General features: G+C 58.1%; 18 protein-coding genes and 1 riboswitch. Of the genes, 5 read left to right on the plus strand and 13 right to left on the minus strand.

Features of this window, described 5'->3' with window-relative positions; translation table 11 throughout:
- Positions 1-42 precede the first annotated feature (42 nt).
- From polB to araB, 4 genes are all read right to left on the minus strand, one after another.
- The gene (gene polB, locus IAE50_RS06570; protein ID WP_200579872.1) at positions 43-2,400 is read right to left on the minus strand and encodes a DNA polymerase II; all 2,358 of its coding nucleotides are present in this window, start codon (positions 2,398-2,400) and stop codon (positions 43-45) included.
- Between the two features lie 74 nt (positions 2,401-2,474).
- Positions 2,475-3,170, minus strand: a complete 696-nt coding sequence (gene araD, locus IAE50_RS06575; RefSeq protein WP_094419345.1) for an L-ribulose-5-phosphate 4-epimerase — start codon at positions 3,168-3,170, stop codon at positions 2,475-2,477.
- A gap of 138 nt (positions 3,171-3,308) precedes the next feature.
- Positions 3,309-4,811, minus strand: coding sequence for an L-arabinose isomerase (gene araA / locus IAE50_RS06580; protein WP_094419346.1), 1,503 nt, complete (start codon positions 4,809-4,811; stop codon positions 3,309-3,311).
- Between the two features lie 10 nt (positions 4,812-4,821).
- Positions 4,822-6,513 carry a ribulokinase gene (araB, locus tag IAE50_RS06585; protein WP_054802795.1) on the minus strand — a complete coding sequence of 564 codons (1,692 nt, stop codon included), beginning with the start codon at positions 6,511-6,513 and terminating at the stop codon, positions 4,822-4,824.
- 337 nt (positions 6,514-6,850) lie between these two features.
- On the opposite strand from araB, the gene araC reads away from it, so the two are divergent.
- Positions 6,851-7,696, plus strand: a complete 846-nt coding sequence (gene araC / locus IAE50_RS06590; RefSeq protein ID WP_042718368.1) for an arabinose operon transcriptional regulator AraC — start codon at positions 6,851-6,853, stop codon at positions 7,694-7,696.
- Positions 7,697-7,822: 126 nt separating this feature from the next.
- Positions 7,823-8,593: a DedA family protein gene (locus IAE50_RS06595; RefSeq protein ID WP_094419348.1), complete on the plus strand. Its 771-nt coding sequence runs from the start codon at positions 7,823-7,825 to the stop codon at positions 8,591-8,593.
- On the opposite strand, the gene thiQ is transcribed toward IAE50_RS06595, so the two are convergent.
- The 4 genes from thiQ to sgrR all read right to left on the minus strand — a co-directional run bounded on the left by thiQ (position 8,587) and on the right by sgrR (position 13,663).
- Positions 8,587-9,288 (minus strand): thiamine ABC transporter ATP-binding protein ThiQ, encoded by a 702-nt coding sequence (gene thiQ / locus IAE50_RS06600; RefSeq protein WP_200579873.1) that lies wholly within the window; start codon positions 9,286-9,288, stop codon positions 8,587-8,589. The genes IAE50_RS06595 and thiQ overlap by 7 nt on opposite strands.
- Positions 9,272-10,882 carry a thiamine/thiamine pyrophosphate ABC transporter permease ThiP gene (gene thiP, locus IAE50_RS06605; protein WP_200579874.1) on the minus strand — a complete coding sequence of 537 codons (1,611 nt, stop codon included), beginning with the start codon at positions 10,880-10,882 and terminating at the stop codon, positions 9,272-9,274. The genes thiQ and thiP overlap by 17 nt, the downstream gene beginning before the upstream one ends.
- Positions 10,858-11,841 carry a thiamine ABC transporter substrate binding subunit gene (gene thiB, locus IAE50_RS06610; protein ID WP_200579875.1) on the minus strand — a complete coding sequence of 328 codons (984 nt, stop codon included), beginning with the start codon at positions 11,839-11,841 and terminating at the stop codon, positions 10,858-10,860. Before thiB ends, thiP begins: the two co-directional genes overlap by 25 nt.
- Before the next feature lie 29 nt (positions 11,842-11,870).
- Positions 11,871-11,971: riboswitch (TPP riboswitch) on the minus strand.
- 36 nt (positions 11,972-12,007) lie between these two features.
- Positions 12,008-13,663 carry an HTH-type transcriptional regulator SgrR gene (gene sgrR, locus IAE50_RS06615; protein ID WP_200579876.1) on the minus strand — a complete coding sequence of 552 codons (1,656 nt, stop codon included), beginning with the start codon at positions 13,661-13,663 and terminating at the stop codon, positions 12,008-12,010.
- A 246-nt stretch (positions 13,664-13,909) separates the two neighbouring features.
- Here sgrR and IAE50_RS06620 point away from each other — a divergent pair, with 246 nt between their 5' ends.
- Positions 13,910-15,088, plus strand: coding sequence for a sugar efflux transporter (locus IAE50_RS06620; RefSeq protein ID WP_200579877.1), 1,179 nt, complete (start codon positions 13,910-13,912; stop codon positions 15,086-15,088).
- Positions 15,089-15,306: 218 nt separating this feature from the next.
- Here IAE50_RS06620 and leuD read toward each other — a convergent pair whose 3' ends face one another.
- The 5 genes from leuD to leuL all read right to left on the minus strand — a co-directional run bounded on the left by leuD (position 15,307) and on the right by leuL (position 20,173).
- Positions 15,307-15,912 (minus strand): 3-isopropylmalate dehydratase small subunit, encoded by a 606-nt coding sequence (gene leuD, locus IAE50_RS06625; protein ID WP_200579878.1) that lies wholly within the window; start codon positions 15,910-15,912, stop codon positions 15,307-15,309.
- 10 nt (positions 15,913-15,922) lie between these two features.
- Entirely contained in the window at positions 15,923-17,326 is a 1,404-nt protein-coding gene (leuC, locus tag IAE50_RS06630; protein WP_042718365.1) for a 3-isopropylmalate dehydratase large subunit, read from the minus strand.
- Positions 17,327-17,328: 2 nt separating this feature from the next.
- Positions 17,329-18,420 carry a 3-isopropylmalate dehydrogenase gene (leuB, locus tag IAE50_RS06635; RefSeq protein ID WP_023480275.1) on the minus strand — a complete coding sequence of 364 codons (1,092 nt, stop codon included), beginning with the start codon at positions 18,418-18,420 and terminating at the stop codon, positions 17,329-17,331.
- Positions 18,420-19,994 carry a 2-isopropylmalate synthase gene (gene leuA, locus IAE50_RS06640; RefSeq protein ID WP_023480193.1) on the minus strand — a complete coding sequence of 525 codons (1,575 nt, stop codon included), beginning with the start codon at positions 19,992-19,994 and terminating at the stop codon, positions 18,420-18,422. Before leuA ends, leuB begins: the two co-directional genes overlap by 1 nt.
- 92 nt (positions 19,995-20,086) lie before the next feature.
- Positions 20,087-20,173: a leu operon leader peptide gene (gene leuL / locus IAE50_RS26720; RefSeq protein WP_128484107.1), complete on the minus strand. Its 87-nt coding sequence runs from the start codon at positions 20,171-20,173 to the stop codon at positions 20,087-20,089.
- 479 nt (positions 20,174-20,652) lie between these two features.
- Between leuL and leuO the strand changes: the two genes are divergently transcribed.
- Both leuO and ilvI read left to right on the plus strand, forming a co-directional pair.
- Positions 20,653-21,615, plus strand: a complete 963-nt coding sequence (gene leuO / locus IAE50_RS06650; RefSeq protein WP_200134236.1) for a transcriptional regulator LeuO — start codon at positions 20,653-20,655, stop codon at positions 21,613-21,615.
- Between the two features lie 386 nt (positions 21,616-22,001).
- Complete coding sequence (gene ilvI, locus IAE50_RS06655; RefSeq protein WP_200579880.1) at positions 22,002-23,726, plus strand: acetolactate synthase 3 large subunit; 1,725 nt, start codon at positions 22,002-22,004, stop codon at positions 23,724-23,726.

The following is a 23,726-nucleotide window of genomic DNA, read 5'->3' on the forward strand; positions in this document are numbered from 1 at the left end:
AACCAACTTCGTTCGTATAGACCGATTCGTGCAGCATCACGGTCAGAATAGTCCCAGCTGCCCTGTCATCAGTGTAGCAAAGTCATCGTCAAGGAAAGGAAGGATCCCATCGGCGACCGGCTGCAACTGCTTCGTTAAATAGTGATCGTAATCGAGCGGCGAGCGCTGGTAATCGACCGGTTCCGGACCACTCGTCGTCCAGAGATACTTAATGGTGCCGCGGTTCTGGTACTGCGGCGCGCGCCCGCGCTTCTGGTTTTCCTCGTCGGCAAGACGCGCGGCGCGCACGTGCGGCGGCACATTACGCTCATACTCCGCCAGCGGGCGGCGCAGGCGCTTGCGGTAGACCAGCTGCGCATCCAGTTCGCCCGCCATCAGGCTGGCGATGGTCTCGCGAACATAATCCTGGTAGGGCTCGTTGCGAAAGATACGCAGATAGAGCGCCTGCTGAAACTGCTGCGCCAGCGGCGTCCAGTCGGTACGTACCGTCTCAAGGCCTTTAAACACCATGCGCTGCGTATCGCCCTCCTGAATCATCCCGGCGTAGCGCTTTTTACTCCCCTGATCGGTACCGCGAATGGTCGGCATCAGAAAGCGGCAAAAATGGGTTTCAAACTCCAGCTCCAGCGCGCTCTCCAGCCCCTGTTGTTGCAGATGCGCGGTCCACCAGCGGTTAACCGTGTCGACCAGCTGCTGGCCAATTTTCGCCGCCGCCTCTTCGCTGTGCTGATGTTTAAGCCAGACGAAGGTGGAGTCCGTATCACCATAGATCACGTCATACCCTTCGGCTTCAATCAGCGCTTTGGTTTGCAGCATGATCTGGTGCCCGCGCATGGTGATCGACGAGGCGAGCCGCGGATCAAAGAAGCGGCAGGCGGTGGTGCCGAGCACGCCGTAGAAGGCGTTCATAATGATCTTCAGCGCCTGTGACAGCGGCTTATTGCCCTGCCGTTTGGCCTCATCGCGCCCGTGCCAAATCTGCCCGACAATCTCCGGCAGGCAGTGCTTCTCGCGCGAAAACCACGCGCCGAGAAAACCTTCCGTGCTGTGCGCCGCATCCGGCTGCGCCAGCCCCTCAATCAGACCGACCGGATCGATAAGAAAGGTGCGGATGATCGACGGGTAGAGGCTTTTGTAATCGAGCACCAGCACCGAATCATAGAGGCCTGGGCGTGAGTCCATCACATAGCCGCCGGGGCTCGCCTGCGGTGCGACATCGCCGAGATTGGGTGCCACATAACCGGCGCGGTGCATGCGCGGAAAATAGAGGTGGCTAAAGGCGGCAACCGAGCCGCCGTGGCGGTCGGCGGGCAGGCCGTTGACCGTCGCACGCTCCAGCAAAAAGGGCATGATCTCCGTTTTATGGAAGATACGCGTCACCAGCTCGCAATCCTTCAGGTTATAGGTAGCGAGCGCCGGCTTATCTTCGGCGAAGCGGCGGTTGATCTCATCCATGCGATCCCACGGGTTGTCGATCGCTTTTCCCTCGCCGAGCAGCTCGCGCGATACCGATTCCAGCGAGAAGGAGGAGAAGCTCCAGAAGGCGGACTTCAGCGCGTCGATGCCGTCGATAATCAAGCGGCCCGGTGCCTGGGCAAAGAAGACGCCGTTTTTAAAGCCGTGCTCGCGCCACTCCAGCTCGCTGCCGTTGCGCCCGAGGGTTAGCGGCACCCGGTAGCGCTCGGCGCTCTTTTGCAGCACTTTCAAATCGAACTGCACCACGTTCCAGCCAATCAGCACATCGGGATCGTGCTCGGCAAACCAGGCGTTAAGCTTCTCCAGCAGCTGCGGGCGGCTGGCGACATAGATAAGATCGAAATCGAGCCCCTGGGCATCACCATTCTCCGGGCCGAGCATATAGACCGTGCGCTGGCCGCAGCCCTCAAGGCCGATGCAGTAAAGCTCGCCGTGGCGGGTGGTTTCAATATCCAGCGACACCCACTTCAGCGGCGGGCGATAGTGCGGGCTCGGCTTCAGGCGTGCATTGACCAGCGCGTTGCCGCGCGGTTCGCCATCGACCCACACCGGAGCGGTGATAAAGCGCTCCATCAGATAGCGCTCCGGCGGGCGGACATCGCCTTCATAGACGGTAACACCGCCTTCGCGCAGCAGCTTCTCAAAACGCATTAATTGACGGTGGGCGCGACAGTAGAGACCCATTACGGGACGGCGGTGAAAATCATTGAGGGAGAGTGGCGTTAAGCGCCAGTTGTGCTCATCGCGCAGCAGCGCGCGGGCTTTGTCCGCCTGTTCGGCGGGAATAAAGGCAACCGACTCCTGCGGCGGCAGTACCACGCGCAGCGGGCCGTTATCCGTGGCAAGCCAGAGTTCGATCTCCGTCCCGTTGGGCGTATCCCGCCAGTGACGGGTTAAAATAAAGCCTTCTTGCGCCTGCGCCACAGTTTGCTCTCACTCAACCGAAACCAGGCGAGATTATAGCCTGGTTCGGTAGGTGATGCTGTGGTTTTATACAGCTATTGTCCGTAATAGGCTTTCGCGCCGTGTTTCCGTAAATAGTGCTTATCCAGCAGCGTCTGCTGCATGGCGGGCAGCTGCGGATTGAGCTGGCGGCTGAAGATGCCCATATAGGCCACCTCTTCCAGCACAATGGCGTTATGCACCGCGTCATCGGCATTTTTACCCCAGGCAAACGGCCCGTGGGAGTGCACCAGCACGCCGGGCATCTGCGCCGCGTCGATACCGTTTTTCTCGAAAGTTTCGACAATCACATTGCCCGTTTCCCACTCATATTCACCGTTGATCTCCTCATCGCGCATTTTGCGGGTGCAGGGGATCTCGCCATAAAAGTAGTCGGCGTGAGTGGTGCCGGTCGCCGGAATAGGCTGCCCGGCCTGCGCCCAGATAGTGGCGTGGCGCGAATGGGTGTGGACAATGCCGCCAATGGTCGGAAATGCCTGGTAGAGCAGGCGGTGGGTGGGGGTATCGGAAGAGGGCTTTTTCGTCCCCTCAACCACGTTGCCAGTGGCGATATCCACCACTACCATATCCTCGGCGGTCATCACGCTGTAGTCAACGCCGGAGGGTTTGATCACCAGCACGCCGCGGGTGCGGTCGACGGCGCTGACGTTGCCCCAGGTCAGGGTGACCAGATTATGTTTTGGCAGTGCCAGGTTGGCTTCCAGCACCTGCCGTTTGAGATCGTCGAGCATCGGTTTCTCCTGTATCGCCGGATGGCGCGTGCTTATCCGGCCTACGGGTTTGTTTCGTCTGTATCGCCGGATGGCGCGTTGCTTATCCGGCTTTCGGGTTTTGTAGGCCCGGTAAACGCAGTGCCACCGGGCATCGGCTTAGCGCTTAGAACCGTAATAGAGCTCGTTCCAGCGCAGCGCATCTTTAAACGCTGGCAGGCGGGTATCTTCATCAATCACCGTCAGCTCAATGCCGTGCAGCTCGCTGAACTGGCGCATATCATCAAGCGTCAGCGCCTGGCTGAAGACGGTATGGTGAGCTCCACCGGCGAGGATCCACGCTTCGGAGGCGGTGTTGAGGTCCGGCAGCGCTTTCCACAGGGCATTCGCCACCGGCAGATTCGGCAGATCGTGCGGCGTTTTCACCGCTTCAACGCAGTTCACCAGCAGGCGGAAGCGATCGCCGAGATCGATCAGGCTGGCGTTGATCGCCGGACCCGTTTTGGTGGAGAAGATCAGACGTGCCGGATCGGCCTTGCCGCCGATGCCGAGATACTGCACATCGAGCGTCGGTTTCTCGTCGAGAGCAATAGAAGGGCACACTTCCAGCATATGCGAGCCGAGCACCAGGTCGTTGCCATTCTCAAAGTGGTAGGTGTAATCCTCCATAAAGGAGGTGCCGCCGTTCAGGCCGCCGGACATCACCTTCATAATGCGCAGCAGCGCTGCGGTCTTCCAGTCGCCTTCGCCGGCAAAGCCGTAGCCCTGCTGCATCAGGCGCTGTACCGCCAGACCCGGCAGCTGTTTCAGACCGTGCAGATCTTCAAAAGTGGTGGTGAAGGCGTGGAAGCCGCCCTCTTCTAAGAAGCGCTTCAGACCAAGCTCGATACGCGCGGCATCAATTACGTTCTGGCGTTTATCGCCGTTCACCTGGGCCGCCGCGGTCAGGCGGTAGCTGCTTTCATACTCATCGACCAGCGCATTGATATCGCCGTCGCTCACCGCATTCACCACCTGCACCAGATCGCCGACGCCCCAGGTATTTACCGAGAAGCCAAATTTGATCTGTGCGGCCACTTTATCGCCGTCGGTTACCGCTACTTCACGCATATTGTCGCCAAAGCGCACCACTTTCAGGTGACGGGTATCCTGTTTGGACACCGCCTGACGCATCCACGCACCGATGCGGGAATGAGCCTGTTTATCCTGCCAGTGACCGGTTACCACGCTGTGCTGCTGACGCATACGCGCGCCGATAAAGCCAAATTCGCGGCCGCCGTGTGCGGTCTGGTTGAGGTTCATAAAGTCCATATCGATGCTGTCCCACGGCAGGGAGGCATTGAACTGGGTATGGAACTGCAACAGCGGCTTATTGAGGATCGACAGGCCGTTGATCCACATTTTCGCCGGCGAGAAGGTGTGCAGCCACACCACCAGCCCGGCGCACTTCTCGTCATAGTTGGCATCGCGGCAGATGGCGGTAATCTCATCCGGCGTGGTTCCCAGCGGCTTCAGCGTCAGTTTGCAGGGCAGTTTTGCTTCTGCGTTGAGGGCGTTAACCACCTGCTCGGCATGATGCGTCACCTGCTTCAGGGCTTCCGGCCCGTACAGGTGCTGGCTGCCAATAACGAACCAAATTTCATACTTGTCGAAAATAGTCATGATCGTGTCCTTAATGGGTTAACGCGGCCGGCGAAACTGTCGCGGCTGAAGGGAGATAGTGCTGCTCGGCGCTGACGGCCCACTGCTGATAGCGACGATAGAGCCGTTCAAACTGCTGCGCCTGTGCCGAAGGCTGGAGCGTTTTCTCGATGGCGCTCGCCATCTTCTGCTGCGCAGCCGGGATATCGGCGTGCACCTCTGCGGCGACGGCGGCAAAGATAGCCGCGCCCAGCGCACAGCACTGTTCAGAGGCGACAACCTGCAATGGGCGGTTGAGCACATCGCAGCAGGCCTGCATTACGCCGAGGTTTTTCCGCGCGATGCCGCCAAGCGCCATCACGTTGTCAACGGCAATACCCTGTTCGGTAAAGCACTCCATAATCGCGCGGGCACCGAAGGCGGTGGCGGCAATCAGCCCGCCGAACAGCGCCGGCGCGTCGGTGGCAAGATTCAGATCGGTGATCACCCCTTTCAGGCGCTGGTTAGCGTTTGGCGTGCGGCGACCGTTGAACCAGTCGAGTACCACCGGCAGGTGATCGAGAGAAGGATTTTTCACCCACGCGTCGGTAAGCGCCGGCAGCAGCTGTTTCTGGCTGGCTTTGATCTGCTCTTTCAGTTCCGGGTGCTGCTGCGCCAGTTGCTCCAGCGGCCAGCCGAGGATGCGGCCAAACCAGGCGTAGATATCGCCGAAGGCGGATTGCCCCGCTTCAAGGCCGATAAAGTCCGGTACCACGCTGCCGTCAACCTGGCCGCAGATACCTTTCACCGCGCGGTCGCCAACGCTCTGTTTATCGGCGATCAGAATGTCGCAGGTGGAGGTGCCGATCACTTTCACCAGCGTATTGGGCTGTGCGCCCGCGCCAACGGCACCCATATGGCAGTCGAACGCGCCGCCGGAGATCACCACCGATTCAGGCAGCCCCAGGCGCTGCGCCCACTCGGCGGTCAGCGTGCCCACCGGGCGGTCGGCGGTAAAGGTTTCGGTAAAGAGCGGCCAGCGCAGGTGTTTATTGATAATCGGATCGAGTTCATCAAAGAAGGCGGCAGGCGGCAGACCGCCCCAGCTTTCATGCCACAGGGATTTATGCCCGGCGCTGCAACGCCCGCGACGGATCGCTTCCGGGCGCGTGGTGCCGGAGAGTAGGGCAGGCACCCAGTCGCAGAGCTCGATCCACGAGGCGGCGGCCTGCGCCACGGCGCTGTCGGCGCGGGTAACGTGCAGGATCTTCGCCCAGAACCATTCGCTGGAGTAGATGCCGCCAATGTAGCGCGAGTAGTCGGTTTTACCGGAGGTGTGGCACAGACGGGTGATGGCTTCCGCCTCTTCCACGGCGGTGTGATCTTTCCACAACACGAACATGGCGTTCGGGTTGTCGGCAAACTCCGGGCGCAGCGCCAGCACGCGGCCTTCGGCATCAATCGGTGCAGGGGTGGAGCCGGTGCTGTCTACGCCAATGCCTTTGATCTCTGCGCGCTGGGCGTCGCTTAACTCTGCCAGCACGCTTTTGAGCGCCGCTTCCATCGATTCGATGTAATCGCGCGGGTGATGGCGAAACTGGTTATGCGGCGCGTCGCAATAACGGCCCTCCTGCCAGCGCGGATACCACTCGACGCTGGTGGCGATCTCCGCCCCGGATGTGCAGTCTACCGCCAGCGCACGTACTGAATCGCTGCCGAAATCGAGGCCAATCGTGATTGCCATGCTTAGTGCTCCATAAGAATAACCGTTAGAAAAACGATAGAGATCGGCGGCGAAAACCGTCAGGCAGGATTCGCTAATCTTATGGACGAAATTGCTATGGCATCGCAAAGTGTGACGCCGTGCAAAAATTCGATGTGGACATTTCTGTCACCTTTATAGACACTTTCGTTATCCGTTTTGACCCTGCTTTAAGGCGTTAAAAAGGGCTTATCGCTTTTGTCTTGCGGCATCGCGTGATGGCAGTATTGACGCGCTCTGCCCGCCATTAGTCGGGAAATAACGGGAATGACAATATGGACAATTGGTTTCCTTGTCGGGTAGGGGAGTAATGCGTTTTATGGCCGAATCTCAAAATGATCCACTGCTGCCCGGGTACTCGTTTAACGCGCACCTGGTGGCGGGTCTGACGCCGATTGAATCGGAAAGCTATCTCGACTTTTTTGTTGACCGACCGCTGGGGATGAAGGGCTATATCCTCAACCTGACGGTGCGCGGCGAAGGCGTGGTGATGAACCAGGGCAAACAGTTTGTCTGCCGCCCCGGCGATATTCTGCTCTTTCCCCCCGGCGAGATTCACCACTATGGCCGCCATCCTGACGCCGAGGCGTGGTATCACCAGTGGGTCTACTTCCGTCCGCGCGCCTACTGGCAGGAGTGGCTAAACTGGCCGACGCTCTTCGCGCAAACCGGTTTTTACCGCCCGGATGATGCGCATATGGATCGTTTTCGCGACCTTTTCGCGCAAATTATCGACGCCGGGCAGAGTGCCGGGCGCTACGCTGAACATCTGGCGATTAACCTGCTCGAACAGCTGCTGCTGCGGCGTATGGAGGCGATTAACGAATCCCTTAATCCGCCCCTTGATAACCGCGTGCGTGATGCCTGTCAGTACATCAGCGACCACCTTTCCGATAACCATTTTGATATTGCCAGCGTCGCGCAGCATGTCTGCCTCTCGCCGTCGCGCCTGTCGCATCTCTTTCGCCAGCAGCTTGGCGTTAGCGTACTGAGCTGGCGCGAAGATCAGCGCATCAGCCAGGCGAAGCTGCTGCTCAGCACCACGCGGATGCCGATTGCCAGCGTCGGGCGCAACGTCGGCTTTGACGATCAGCTCTACTTTTCTCGTGTCTTTAAAAAATGCACCGGTGCCAGCCCGAGCGAGTTTCGTGCTGGATGTGAATGAAGCGTAAAGAATGGAAATAATCTGTTCTTCAATCTGACATAAGTGGTAAAGATTCAGATAATTGAAAGCTTGACGGTGGCGGAGGCGCTCCGCAGAATCCGGCGTTCAATCTGAACAGGACCCTTTATGGAAGCATTGCTGGAACACTTTATTACCCAGTCAGCCATGTACTCGCTGGTGGCGATTGCGCTGGTCGCTTTTTTTGAGTCGCTGGCGTTGGTGGGGCTGATCCTTCCCGGCACGGTGATGATGGCGGCGCTGGGCGCATTGATTGGCAGCGGGGAAGTTAATTTCTGGCATGCGTGGCTGGCGGGCATTGTCGGCTGCCTGCTCGGTGACTGGATTTCCTTCTGGCTCGGCTGGCGCTTTAAGAAACCGCTGCACCGCTGGTCTTTCCTGAAAAAGCACAAAGCGCTGCTCGATAAGACCGAACACGCGCTGCATGAGCACAGCCTGTTTACCATTCTGGTGGGGCGCTTTGTCGGCCCGACGCGCCCGCTGGTGCCGATGGTCGCCGGGATGCTCGATCTGCCGATCCGCAAATTTTTACCGCCGAATATCATTGGCTGCCTGCTGTGGCCGCCCTTCTACTTCCTGCCGGGTATTCTCGCCGGTGCGGCGATCGATATTCCTGCCGATATGCAGAGCAGCAGCTTTAAATGGTTGCTGCTGCTGACGGCGATTGTGCTCTGGCTGGCCTGTTGGCTCTGCTGGCGTCTGTGGCGCGCGGGGAAATCGGGCAGCGATCGTTTAACGGCATATCTGCCGCGACAGCGCCTGCTCTGGCTGGCACCGGGCACGATGGTGATTGCCATTGCGGCAGTAGTGATGCTGGCGAAACACCCGCTGATGCCAATCTATCTCAATATTCTCGGCAAGGTGATCCGCGGTCACTGAGCCTGAATGCCGAGCAGGGCAGAGACCGGCGCGTTGCCGCGAAGCAGCGTGTCGGTTGCGCCATCCCAGGCGATACGCCCCTCGGCGACCACCAGCGCGCGTTCGGCGATGCGCGCAGCATCCTCCACGCTGTGCGACACCATCAGCAGCGTTAACTGCTGGCGACGGCAGACGCTCTGCACCAGCGCGAGCATCTCCTGGCGCAGGGCAGGATCGAGCGCGGAAAAGGGCTCATCCAGCAGCAGCAGCGGCTGCTCGCGCACCAGACAGCGTGCTAACGCTACGCGCTGGCGCTGGCCGCCGGAGAGCTGATCCGGCAGTCGCTCCAGCAGGCTCTCCAGCCCCATGGTGGCGGCAATCTCATTAAGCTTCTCCCGCTGCGCGGCATTCAGCTTCAACCCCGGATGTAAACCAAGAGCAATATTCTGCCGCACCGTCAGGTGGGTGAAGAGGTTGTTCTCCTGAAACAGCATCGACACCGGACGGCGCGCGGGCGGCGTGCGGGTATGATCCTCATCGCCAAGTAAAATCGTGCCGCTCGCCGGGGTGATAAACCCGGCAATCAGGTTCAGCAGCGTGCTCTTCCCCGCGCCGCTGGGGCCGAGAATGGCAATCTGCTCACCCCGTTCGGCTGCAAGGGTAAAGCGCATCGGCAGGTGTTCGTAAAGCCAGGTGACATCAATCAGTCTTAGCATGGCGGCCCGGTAGTTTTTCAATCACAGTGAAGAGTAAAAAGCAGAGCAGCAGCAAGATCAGCGCGGTGACTGCTCCATCCTGGCTGCGGTAAGAACCGATTTGCTGATAGAGATAGAAGGGCAGCGTGCGGAAATCTTCATTGCCGAACAGCGCCACCGCGCCAAAATCACCGATCGACAGCACGCAGGCAAAGGCCAGCGCCTGCGCCAGCGGGCGTTTCAGCGCGCGCAGCTCTACCACCCACAGGCGGCGAAAACCGGCAATATCGAGCGACTGGCAGAGCAGCGCATACCGCGCGGTGAGATCGCGCATCGGGTTTTCCAGCACCTTTAACGCATAGGGGATCGCCATCAGCGCATTGGTGAATATCACGATGCCATCGGCGGAGTCGGGCAAGCCGATGGTGTTATTAAGCAGCAGGAAAAAGCCGGTCGCCAGCACAATCCCCGGCATCGCCAGGATCAGCATGCCGCTCAGTTCGAGCGCCTGCCCGGCGGCTGCACGGTGGCGCGCACGCAGTTCGCGGCTGCTCCACAGCAGCATCATGGTCAGCACCACGCAGAGCAGCCCGGCGACCAGCGCGATACGCAGCGACGTCCACACCGCCTGCCACAGCACCGGCTCTGCCAGCACCTTCAGCAAACTGACATTTAGCCCGTCAACGATCACCGCCAGCAGCGGCGGCAGCATCAGCAGCAGTGCCAGCACAATTAACAGCGTATCGGCGAGGCGGCTAAACCAGCGCGTTTCCGGGTCGCGCCAGCCCTGAATGTGATGGCTGCCGACGGCGAAGGCTTTACTCATCCGCTGGCTTAACAGCACCAGCCCGAGGCAGCAGATCATCTGGATTATCGCCAGTATCGCCGCGCGGGCGGGATCGAAATCAAAGCTAAGCGCCTGGTAGATGGCAAGCTCAATGGTGGTTGCCTGCGGGCCGCCACCCAGCGACAGTACGGTGGCGAAACTGGCGAAGCAGAGCATAAAGATCAGCGCTGCCACCGGCGGGATCTGGCGACGCAGCCAGGGCCACTCGACAAAGCGGAAGAAGGCCCAGCCGCGCATGCCCAGTTGCGCCGCCAGTTGGCGCTGCTCACCGGGGATCTGTTCTAGCGCCTGTAGCAGCAGGCGCGAGGCCATCGGTAGGTTAAAAAAGAGGTGCGCCAGCAGGATGCCCTGTAAGCCGTAGGGCGAAAAAGTCCACTCAATGCCGAGCGTCTGGCAGAGCGCGGCGAGCCACCCCTGGCGACCATAGACGCTGAGAATGCCAAACACCGCCACCAGCACCGGCAGGATCAGCGTCATCGCGCATAAGCGCAGCAGCAGCTGGCGGCCGGGAAAGCGTCGGCGGTAGAGCGCACGGGCAAGAAAAATGGCGGGCACCACGGAGAGCAGGGCAGAGAGAAAAGCCTGCCAGAAGGAGAATCGCACCACGTGCCACAGGTAGCTGTCCGACAACAAGTCGGAGAGCCCTTCGACAGGCGCGTTTTGCCACAGCGCGAAAAAGGCCGCCACCGCGACCGCCACCATCAGCGTGGCGGCGGTGAGGCCAGGAAGCAGCCAGCCGGGAATTAGCGGCTGACGGCGCGTTGCCACGAGGCTATCCATGCTGCGCGCTGGGCTGCCACTTCTTGCGGCGAGAATTGCAGCGAGGTTTGCGGTTTCTCAAGCTGGTCAAAACCGGCGGGCAGCGCGACGTTACTCACCGGGTACATCCAGTTGCCCGTTGGGATGGCGCTCTGGAAGGCGGGTGAAACCATAAATTTGAGGAATTTTTCCGCCAGCTCCGGCTGCTTGCTGGCGGCGGTACGCGCCGCGACTTCAACCTGCAAGTAGTGGCCTTCGCTGAAGTTCGCCGCCGCGTAGTTCTCTTTCTTCTCTTCGATGATGTGGTAGGCAGGCGAAGTGGTGTAGCTCAGCACCAGATCGCTCTCACCTTTCAAAAAGAGGCCGTAGGCTTCGCTCCACCCTTTGGTGACGGTAACGGTTTTGCCCGCCAGCTTTTGCCAGGCTTCGGGGGCTTTATCGCCATAGACTTTCTGCATCCACAGCAGCAGGCCGAGCCCTGGCGTGCTGGTGCGCGGATCTTCGTAAATCACGCGCCACTTCTGATCGCTTTCGACCAGCTCTTTCAGGCTCTTCGGCGGGTTTTTAAGTTTGGTTTTGTCATAGACGAAGGCGAACCAGCCGTAATCGAACGGCACAAAGGTGTCATTGCTCCAGCCGCCCGGCACCTTCACCGCGTCATCCGGCACGCCGCTTTTGGCAAAGAGTTTTGTCTGACTAGCCGCTTCCAGCAGGTTGTTATCCAGACCGAGCACGACGTCGGCTTTGCTCTTTTTGCCCTCCATACGCAGACGGTTGAGCAGCGAGACGCCATCTTCCAGCGCCACGAACTTCAGCTCGCAGTTGCAGTCGGCTTCAAAGGCTTTTTTTACCGCAGGGCCTGGCCCCCATTCGGCGGCGAAGGAGTCGTAGGTGTAGACAGTCAGGACGGGTTTAGCGAAAACGGGGGCGGCAATCAGCAGCAGCAGTGACAATGATTTTTTTAACACTTTGCACCTCATAAATGGGTGGCAAAGGATTTTGAGAGAGCCTCAAATCCCTTCGCCGGCGTTATCCGGATCAGGTTCGACGGGTATTTTCTCAGCACGCGCGTGAAGCGCAGCACCCCGTTGAGAACGGCGCTATTGTAATGATTTGGTAAACAATCTGAAAGCATTACGGATCCGGCGGCGCAAACCAGGCCGATTTAAAGTCAAACCAGCCGAGAGTATTCATGCGCAGCCCGCGCATGGTGCGCTGCCCCTGAATGCGAAGCCAGTGGTGGATCAGCGGCACAATCGCTTTACTCGCCAGCAACTGCTGTGACCACATCGCCAGGTTCATCTCCCCGGCGCGCCAGCGCGCGGCGTCCGCCTGCCAGTCGCGCGGGATGCAGTGTTGCAGCAACGGCACCTCATAGAGGTTGGCAAAGACCGAGAAGTCGAGCGGCAGCGTGAAGTTGGCGCTGTTAAGCCAGATATCGCTCTCTATTTCGCCGCGATGCCACTCATCGTAATCGACCTCCTGAATCAGTAACTTAACGCCATGTTCTGCCAGCAGTGTGCTCATGGTGTGGGCGATCGCCTGGTGCTCGTTGTGCTCGCGGTAGAAGGTGAGCGTCAGCGTCTCCAGCCCGGCGGGCTTTTCACCGCTGCCGGGGCGCGCATGGTGCCAGCGCGGCAGCAATCCATAGGCGGGAAACCAGTAGCGCTGATTCTGTTCGCTGGCGTGCCACAGCAGATTGGTCGGCGAAAGGATCCGGCTTACCCACTCGCGCACCGCCGGGTTCGCGCCGCGGCTGGAGCGTGCGTCAAACAGCAGATAGTAGCAGCCCTCTTCGAGACGGCTCTCCACCGCTTTTTCGCCCTCGGTTGGCCCTTCGAGCGTCAGGCCGCAGGTGGTCTCATCCCCGACATCCGGCAGCACCCAGACATTCACTTCATCAATCAGCGCGCGAAAGCCGAAGTAATCCTCAAAGGCGTGGATCTTTAGCTGGTTGCGGGTATTGCGCATCACCGCGTAAGGGCCGGTGCCAATTGGCTGGCTGGCAAAGTTCGCCAGCGTCTCCCACTCCTGCGGCAGGATCATCGCCGGCACGTGGCCCATCAGCCACGGCAGCCAGCTGTCGGGCTGCCAGAGGTGAATGTCGAGGGTCCACGGCGTCGGCGAAACGATATCGCGGATATGGGAGTAGAGCGGCAGGGCGCTGGCGCGCTGTAAGGAGGCGATAACATCCGCCATCTCCAGCTCGCGGCCGTGGTGAAAGTGGATGCCGGGGCGTAAGTAGAAGCGCCAGTGCAGGGGAGAGATCGCTTTCCAGTGGTGAGCAATATCGGCTTCCAGTTCCCCGTTTTCCTCATTTATCCGCGTCAGGGTGCTGAAGATTTGCCGCGCCATATGGGTTTCGGAGCGGCGCAGCGGCGAGCCGGGCAGCAGATTGCGCAGCGGGCGGTAGTAGAGCACGCGCAGGATATGCCGCCCCTGGCGAAAACTGCGGCCCAGATGCGACACCAGCATCTGGCGCACGGCGGCTTTATCGCCCACCAGATGCACCAGCTGGTCGATTCGATCCTGCTCAAGCAGATCTTCCGCCCGCTGCTGTTGCAACGCCAGGCCGGTGTAGAGAAAGGTGAGGCGCGAGCGTTTACCGCGCCCGGCTTCTGCTTCCCATGTGAGCCAGCCGCGCGTCTGCATGGTGTTGAGCAGGGTGCGCATATGGCGGCGGGAGCAGTTAAGCAGCTCCGCCAGCTCGTTGAGCGTGGTTTCCTGAGATTTTCCATCGCAGCATTGCCACAGACGGATGAACTGTTGTTGCAGGCGACCAGAGGACATAAAAGAGGAACTCCCGGCAAAAACTCAGCAATTTATTTATCCCTATATTAAGCCGATACTTCTCTGCGATGAAAGCGAGGAGGCGCATAGCGGAGTGGGGAATGACGACGCGTGTGGAAAAACTGACTCGCCCGAATCATGTGTGACTGAGTATTAAGTGCGAATGCACCCGCCAGCAAAATGTTTTTGCTGGCTTTTTTCGTTTAAGCTTGCGTCGCTGTTTTCCGCTTTCAACAAGGAAATGCCATGCTCTGGTTGATGACGATGGGACGCCGCATGAATGGCGTCTACATCGCGTTTATGATCGTCGCCTTTATGATGGGCGTCGCCGGTGCGGTACAGGCGCCGACGCTGAGCCTGTTCCTCAGCCGCGAAGTGGGCGCAGAGCCCTTCTGGATCGGGCTGTTCTATACCGTCAACGCCATTGCCGGGATCCTTGTCAGCCTTGCGCTGGCAAAACGATCCGACAGCCAGGGCGATCGGCGCAAGCTGATCCTCTTTTGCTGCCTGATGGCGGTGGGTAACGCGCTGCTGTTTGCGTTTAACCGTCACTATCTGACCTTAATCACCTGCGGCGTGCTGCTGGCTTCGCTTGCCAGCACCGCGATGCCGCAGCTCTTCGCGCTGGCGCGTGAGTACGCCGACAGCTCGGCGCGGGAAGTGGTGATGTTCAGTTCGATTATGCGCGCGCAGCTCTCGCTGGCGTGGGTTATCGGGCCGCCGCTGGCGTTTATGCTGGCGCTCAATTATGGCTTTGTCGCCATGTTCTCTATCGCCGCCGGGCTGTTTATTGTCAGCCTGGTGCTGATCGCCTTCTGGCTGCCGTCGGTGCCGCGGGTTGAGCAGCCCGCTGATGTGGCCGTCACGCAGGTGAGCGGCTGGCGCGACAGCAATGTGCGCATGCTGTTTATCGCCTCGACGCTGATGTGGACCTGCAACACCATGTACATCATTGATATGCCGCTGTGGATCAGCCTTGATCTGGGGCTGCCGGACAAGCTGGCGGGCATTTTGATGGGTACTGCCGCAGGCCTTGAGATCCCGGCGATGATCCTCGCGGGTTATTTCGTGAAGCGTTTCGGTAAGCGGTTGATGATGCTGATCGCCGTCGCCGCTGGCGTGCTGTTCTATATCGGCCTGCTCTTTTTCCATAGCCAGACGGCGCTGCTGTTGTTGCAATTTTTCAACGCGGTGTTTATCGGTATTGTCGCCGGGATCGGTATGCTGTGGTTCCAGGATTTGATGCCGGGCAGGGCAGGTTCAGCGACGACACTGTTTACCAACAGCATCTCCACCGGCGTGATTCTGGCAGGCGTGATTCAGGGCGCGCTGGCGCAATATTTTGGTCACGGCTCGGTGTATTTGGGAATTGCCGGGCTGTCGGTCGTGACGCTACTGCTCACCAGCCGGGTGAAGGATGTGTAAGGCGCGGTGCGGCGGTTGAATTGCCGGATGGCGCTAACGCTTATCCGGCCTACTCTTCACACTTGCATCGTTACCCGTAGGCCGGATAAGGCAACGCCGCCATCCGGCAAACAAACCCGCACGATGCCGACTGCCGGATAAGGCAACGCCGCCATCCGGCAAGCAAACCCGCACGATGCCGACTGCCGGATAACCCTCCGGCAATCAGCGTCAGGCTATCACCCCATAAACGCGGGTTGTTTCTCTTCGTAAGCAGCAATGGCGTCGTCGTGTTGCAGCGTCAGGCCAATGCTGTCCAGACCGTTCAGCATGCAGTGGCGGCGGAAGGCATCGAGCGTAAAGCTGTAGGACTTCCCACCTGCATTTACCACCTGCGCCTGCAGATCCACCTCAAAGGTAATGCCCGGATTGCTCTGCACCAGCGCAAAGAGCTCATCCACCTCTTCGTCGCTCAGCGTTACCGGCAGCAGCTGATTGTTGAAGCTGTTGCCATAGAAGATGTCGGCAAAGCTCGGCGCAATCACCACTTTGAAGCCGTAATCCGTCAGCGCCCACGGCGCATGCTCGCGCGAGGAGCCACAGCCAAAGTTCTCCCGCGCCAGCAAAATCGACGCCCCTTTGTACTCAGGAAAGTTGAGCACGAACTCCGGATTAGGCTGTTCGCCTTTATCGTCGAGGAAACGCCAGTCGTTAAACAGATGCGCGCCAAAACCGGTGCGCGTCACCTTCTGCAAAAATTGCTTCGGGATAATGGCGTCGGTATCGACGTTAGCGGCATCCAGCGGAACCACCAGCCCGGTATGTTGGGTAAATTTCTCTGCCATGGTGATCTCCTTAAGCCTGCAAATGACGAATATCAGCGAAACGACCGGTTACTGCCGCAGCGGCGGCCATGGCCGGGCTGACCAGATGGGTGCGTCCGCCGCGGCCCTGACGGCCTTCAAAGTTACGGTTGCTGGTAGAGGCACAGCGCTCGCCCGGGTTCAGGCGGTCATTGTTCATCGCCAGGCACATCGAGCAGCCCGGCAGACGCCACTCAAAACCGGCTTCGATAAAGATCTTATCCAGCCCTTCCGCTTCCGCCTGCGCTTTCACTGGGCCGGAGCCAGGAACCACCAGCGCCTGCACGCCCGGTGCCACTTTACGCCCTTTGGCAATTGCCGCGGCTGCGCGTAAATCTTCAATGCGCGAGTTGGTGCAGGAGCCGATAAAGACTTTGTCGATCGCCACGTCGGTCAGCGGTACGCCCGGTTTCAGTCCCATATAGGCCAGCGCTTTTTCCGCCGAGGCACGCTCGACCGGATCGGCGAAGGAGGCCGGATCGGGGATGATCTCGGTGACCGAGATCACCTGCCCTGGGTTAGTGCCCCAGGTGACCTGCGGGGCGATATCTTCTGCCTGCAGGGTGACAACACGGTCAAAGTGGGCACCCTCATCGGTATGCAGCGTCTTCCAGTAAGCGACCGCTTCGTCGAAATCTTTGCCCTTCGGCGCATGCAGGCGACCCTGCACGTAGTTAAAGGTGGTCTCATCCGGCGCGACCAGGCCCGCTTTCGCACCCATCTCAATCGCCATATTGCACAGCGTCATGCGGCCTTCCATGCTGAGCGCGCGGATCGCGTCGCCGCAGAACTCCACCACGTGACCGGTGCCGCCAGCGCTGCCGGTTTTGCCGATAATCGCCAGCACGATATCTTTGGCGGTGATGCCCGGCGCAGCGGTGCCGTTAACTTCAATCTTCATGGTTTTGGCGCGCCCCTGCTTCAGGGTCTGCGTCGCCAGCACATGTTCCACCTCTGAGGTGCCGATACCGAACGCCAGCGCGCCAAACGCGCCGTGCGTGGCGGTGTGGGAGTCGCCGCAGACGATGGTCATCCCCGGCAGGGTGATGCCCTGTTCCGGACCCATCACGTGCACGATGCCCTGATAGGGGTGGTTCAGGTCATACAGCTCGACGCCAAATTCGTTGCAGTTCTTAATCAGCTCCTGCATCTGAATACGCGCCATCTCACCGGAGGCGTTGATATCTTTGGTCTGCGTCGAGACGTTGTGATCCATCGTGGCGAAGGTTTTGCCCGGCTGACGCACCGGGCGATTGTGCGCGCGCAGGCCATCAAACGCCTGCGGCGAGGTCACTTCATGCACCAGATGGCGGTCGATATAGAGCAGCGGGGTCTCGTTCGGCGCTTCATAGACCACATGGGCGTCAAATAACTTTTCGTACAAACTCTTAGCCATGATTACACCCCTTCTGCGACATAACGAGCGATGATATCGCCCATCTCATCGGTACTGACTGCGGACGCGCCACGCGCTAAATCGCCGGTGCGCACGCCCTCTTCTAAAGCCCGGTTAATGGCCTGTTCAATCGCCGTTGCCGCCTCGTCTGCATTCAGGCTGTAGCGCAGCAGCAGCGCCAGCGACAGGATCTGCGCGATCGGGTTGGCAATATTTTTGCCCGCGATATCCGGCGCGGAGCCGCCCGCCGGTTCATACAGGCCAAAGCCCTGCTCATTCAGGCTGGCAGAGGGCAGCATGCCCATTGAGCCGGTGATCATCGCGCACTCGTCGGAGAGGATATCGCCGAACAAGTTGGAGCAGAGCAGCACGTCGAACTGGGAGGGATCTTTAATCAGCTGCATGGTGGCGTTATCGATATACATATGCGCCAGCTCAATGTCCGGGTATTCGCCCGCGATCTCATTGACGATTTCACGCCACAGCAGCGAAGTTTGCAGCACGTTGGCTTTATCAATGGAGTGGACTTTTTTGCCGCGTTTGCGCGCCGACTCGAAAGCGATACGCGCAATGCGCTCGATCTCAAAGCGGTGATAAATTTCGGTGTCGTAAGCTTTCTCATGCTGGCCGCTGCCTTCGCGCCCTTTAGGTTGACCGAAGTAGATGCCGCCGGTCAGTTCTCGTACGCACAGTATATCGAAACCGTTGGCGGCGATATCTTCGCGCAGCGGGCAGAAGGCTTCCAGGCCCGCATAGAGTTTGGCAGGGCGCAGGTTGCTGAACAGCTTGAAGTGTTTACGCAGCGGCAGCAGCGCGCCGCGCTCCGGCTGCTGCGCTGGCGGCAGGTTTTCCCATTTCGGGCCGCCGACGGAGCCAAACAGAATTGCATCGGCCTGCTCGCAACCTTCGACCGTCGCCTGCGGCAGCGGATTGCCATGACGGTCAATGGCGATACCGCCAACGTCGTAATGGCTGGTGGTAATACGCATCGCGAAACGGCTACGCACGGCTTCCAGTACTTTCAGGGCTTGCGCCATCACTTCCGGGCCAATGCCGTCGCCCGGCAGCACGGCAATATGGTAACTCTTCGACATCACACGGTTTCCTTGTTGTTTTCTTTGTTCTGCGCTTTACGTTGCAACTCTTTTTCCACTTCGGCGGCGCGCCAGATGGTGTTCAGCACGTTGACCATCGCTTTGACGGAGGACTCAACGATATCTGTTGCCAGGCCGATGCCGTGGAAGCGGCGGTTGTTGTAATTGACGACGATATCAACCTGGCCCAGCGCATCTTTACCGTGGCCTTTCGCCGTCAGGCTGTATTTCACCAGCTCGATGTCATATTCGGTGACGCGGTTAATCGCCTGGTAGACGGCATCGACCGGCCCGTTGCCATTGGCGGCTTCGGCTTTGATCTCCTCGCCGCAGGCCAGTTTCACCGAGGCGGTGGCGATATCGTTGGAGCCGGACTGCACATTGAAGTACTCCAGGCGGAAATGCTCCGGCTCTTCCTGCTGTTTGTTGATAAAGGCCAGCGCTTCCAGATCGTAATCAAAGACCTGACCCTTTTTATCCGCCAGCTTCAGGAAGGCGTCGTACAGGTTATCCAGGTTGTAGTCGCTCTCCTGATAGCCCATCTCTTCCATACGATGTTTGACCGCTGCGCGACCGGAGCGTGAAGTCAGGTTCAGCTGCACCTGGTTCAGGCCGATCGACTCTGGCGTCATGATTTCGTAGTTTTCGCGGTTTTTCAGCACGCCATCCTGATGGATGCCGGAGGAGTGAGCGAAGGCGCCGGTGCCGACGATCGCTTTGTTGGCCGGGATCGGCATATTGCAGATCTGAGCCACGGTCTGGCTGGTGCGCCAGATCTCCTGATGATTGATGCGGGTGTGCACATTCATAATGTCTTTGCGCACTTTAATCGCCATGATCACCTCTTCCAGTGAACAGTTACCGGCACGTTCGCCGATGCCGTTCATCGCGCCTTCTACCTGGCGCGCGCCGGCATGCACGGCGGCAATCGAATTACCGACCGCCAGGCCTAAGTCATCATGGGTGTGGACAGAAATAATGGCTTTATCAATGTTTGGAACGCGGTCATACAGGCCGGTGATGATATTGGCGAACTCGAAGGGCATGGTGTAGCCCACGGTATCCGGGATATTGATGGTTTTCGCCCCGGCATTGATTGCCGCTTCGACGACGCGCGCCAGATCCTCAATCGGCGTACGCCCGGCATCTTCACAGGAAAACTCCACATCATCGGTATAGTTACGCGCACGTTTCACCATATAGATGGCGCGCTCAATCACCTCATCCAGCGTGCTGCGCAGCTTGGTGGCGATATGCATTGGCGAGGTGGCGATAAAGGTGTGAATGCGGAACGCTTCAGCCACTTTCAGCGACTCTGCGGCGACATCAATATCTTTCTCAACGCAGCGTGCCAGGGCGCAGACACGGCTGTTTTTTACCTGGCGGGCGATGGTCTGTACGGACTCAAAATCGCCCGGTGACGAGACCGGAAAACCGACTTCCATCACATCAACACCCATACGCTCCAGCGCCAGGGCGATCTGCAGCTTCTCTTTCACACTCAGGCTTGCCTGCAATGCCTGTTCACCGTCACGTAAGGTGGTATCGAAAATTACGACTTGCTGCTGGCTCATGGTTTAGATCCTTGTTCGCTTTGGCCGCCTCGCTACGAGCATAAAAAAACCCGCGCCAAGGCGCGGGTTCTTAGTCTTAACAGGAAGACGATTCAGTTCTGAGTGTCGTCCACCGGTCTACCGCGCACAGTTGATGCGTTTAGTAGTAGTAGACCAGCGAAACGAACGTGACGAATCATGAATCTTGCTCCCGTGAAAACCGATATGCTTTTAGTGGTACTGGATACGCACTTTGATGTCAACCCCCCGGCGAAATCTGGCGATGTGGAAGCGCAAATCTCCGCGCACTGTTTTAGTTTAATCTGCTGTCTAATTAGCGTGATCGCGACATTCTTGCTTGTTGTGCTGATAAGACTTTTCGTAAGAAAAAGCGAAGGGAAGGTTCGGGGAATTAATAATCCTTTTCGGCAAGATGTTAAAGAAAATGGTGGGTAGGGCAATCGACTTATGATTATCGTTACAAAACAGCTATGGAAGTGAAAATATTAAAAATTAATTTATATTACAGGGCTGAGTAATGCTTTTTTTAATTTCATCCAGGAAATTAAATGTAAGCTTTATATATTCCTAAATTTTCACACTGCGCTTCTAATAATGCTATATGCGTGATAAATCATCTTCCTGAATATTATTATTACACAAGTCAAGGGAGTTTATCATGACGACGGATTGCAATTTTCCCGGGGAAAGTATTTATAATCAAAAGGTTAATGACGGCGAGAAGCCACAATTACGTTCGGTTGATCTCAATTTGCTGACCGTTTTTGATGCCGTTATGCAGGAACAAAACATTACGCGTGCAGCCCATGCGTTGGGTATGTCTCAACCCGCCGTCAGTAATGCCGTTGCGCGTCTTAAGGTGATGTTTAACGACGAACTTTTTGTTCGTTATGGTCGAGGTATTCAACCTACCGCACGTTCGTATCAGCTTTTTGGCGCGATAAGACAGGCACTTCAGTTGGTGCAAAATGAACTGCCTGGCTCCGGTTTTGATCCACAAAGCAGCGAGCGGATTTTTAATCTTTGCGTATGCAGTCCACTCGATAATTTCTTGACTTCGGTTATTTACAATAATGTGAAAGCCGTCGCACCAAATATAAAACTGATATTCAAATCTGATCTAAATCACAGTACCGAACATCAGTTGCGCTATCAGGAAATAGAGTTTGTGATCGGCTATGAAGAATTTCGTCGTCCGGAGTTTTCCTGCGTCCCGCTGTTTAAAGATGAAATGGTGCTGGCGGTGAGCCAACAACATCCGCGCATCGCTGACCTGACGACGGAAAACAGCCTGTTTAACGAGCAGCATGCCGTTGTTTCGCTGGAGCGCTACGCCTCTTTTAGCCAGCCCTGGTACGACACGGTCGAAAAGCGCAACCGCATTGCCTATCAAGGAATGGCGCTGCCCAGCGTATTAAACGTTGTCTCTCAAACCCATCTGGTTGCTATTGCGCCGCGCTGGCTGGTGGAGCGCTTTGCCAGCGGGCTGGCGCTGCATACGCTGCCGTTGCCGCTTACGCTCAATAGCCGTACCTGCTGCCTCTCATGGCACGAATCCGCCGGTCGGGATAAGGGGCATCAGTGGATGGAGGAGCTGTTGGTGTCGGTCTGTAGCCACTAAGCGCCGTGCGGAATAAACCGGGCAGCTGAATTCCGGTTTATTCTGCCTTTATCTATATAACCACTATTTTATTCTGATTTATCCCGCCAGCGAATCTCTGCACGATGTTAAAAATGCATGAATTACTGAACATTCCCTTATCACAGCGATCAATGGTCATCGTCGCGGCTTATTACAGACGTTTTCACCAGCTCTTTATTTAAGACCTCCTGTTTCTGCTTTTAGCGGGGCTTTTCCTCGCCTGAGGTCGGATTGCCTGCCAGATTTTGAGCGGTTATGGTAACTGCCATTCATAATCAGAAAGCAGGATGTCCTGTTCTGAACAGAGCGACAGTGCGGAAATGAGTTCTGCCGTCAGTCGACAAACGTAAGCCTGGAGGCAAAGCATGGAGATGTTGTCTGGAGCCGAGATGGTCGTACGATCGCTCATCGATCAAGGCGTAAAGAAGGTATTCGGCTACCCCGGAGGCGCGGTACTTGATATCTACGACGCCCTGCATACCGTCGGTGGCATCGAGCATGTGCTGGTGCGCCATGAGCAGGCGGCCATTCACATGGCAGACGGGCTGGCACGTGCGACAGGTGAAGTGGGGGTGGTGCTGGTGACTTCCGGCCCCGGCGCGACAAACGCCATCACCGGTATCGCGACAGCTTATATGGACTCCATCCCGCTGGTGGTGCTCTCCGGTCAGGTAGCGACCTCGCTGATTGGTTACGACGCCTTCCAGGAGTGCGACATGGTGGGCATCTCCCGCCCGGTGGTGAAACACAGCTTTCTGGTGAAGCAGGCTGAAGATATTCCCGGCGTATTAAAAAAGGCGTTCTGGCTCGCTGCCAGCGGACGCCCGGGGCCGGTGGTAGTGGATCTGCCGAAAGATATTATGAACCCCGCGAACAAGCTGCCCTATCTCTGGCCGGAGTCGGTCAGCATGCGCTCCTATAACCCGACCACGCAGGGGCACAAAGGGCAGATCAAACGCGCGCTGCAAACCCTGGTTGCCGCCAAAAAGCCGGTCTTCTATGTCGGCGGTGGGGCGATTACTTCTGCCTGCGACGCCCCGTTGCGCCAGCTGGCTGAAACGCTGAATGCACCGGTGGTCTCTTCATTAATGGGGCTGGGCGTCTTCCCGGCTTCCCATCGTCAGTCGCTCGGTATGCTCGGTATGCACGGGACCTATGAAGCGAATATGACGATGCATCATGCCGACGTGATCTTTGCCGTCGGCGTGCGTTTTGACGATCGCACCACCAATAATTTGCTGAAGTACTGCCCCGACGCGACGGTGCTGCATATCGATATCGATCCCACCTCTATCTCTAAAACCGTGCAGGCGGATGTGCCGATTGTTGGCGATGCGCGCCAGGTGCTGGAGCAGATGCTGGAGTTGCTTGAACAGGAGCGCGCCTCGCAGCCGCACGATGAGATCCGCGACTGGTGGTTGCGCATTGAGCAGTGGCGCGCGCGCCAGTGCCTGAAATATGACACGCAAAGCGAAAGCATTAAACCGCAGGCGGTGATTGAGGCGGCCTGGCGTCTGACTAAGGGCGACGCTTACGTTACCTCCGATGTTGGTCAGCACCAGATGTTTGCCGCGCTCTATTACCGCTTTGATAAACCGCGCCGCTGGATCAACTCCGGCGGCCTCGGCACGATGGGCTTCGGCTTACCTGCCGCGCTGGGCGTAAAAATGGCACTGCCGGACGAGACGGTAATTTGCGTCACCGGCGACGGCAGTATCCAGATGAATATCCAGGAGCTTTCGACTGCGCTGCAATATGAGCTGCCGGTGCTGGTTCTCAACCTTAACAACCGCTACCTCGGGATGGTGAAGCAGTGGCAGGATATGATCTACTCCGGGCGCCACTCGCAATCCTATATGGAGTCTTTACCAGATTTTGCCCGTCTCGCCGAAGCGTATGGTCATGTTGGTATCCGCATTACCCGTCCGGAAGAGCTGGAGGCGAAGCTCGCCGAGGCGCTGGAGCAGGTGAAAAACAATCGTCTGGTCTTTGTCGATGTGACCGTTGACGGAAGTGAACACGTTTATCCGATGCAGATCCGCGGCGGCGGCATGGATGAGATGTGGTTAAGCAAAACGGAGAGAACCTGA

It is taken from the genome of Kosakonia sp. S42 (assembly GCF_016624785.1).
Lineage (GTDB): Bacteria > Pseudomonadota > Gammaproteobacteria > Enterobacterales > Enterobacteriaceae > Kosakonia > Kosakonia cowanii.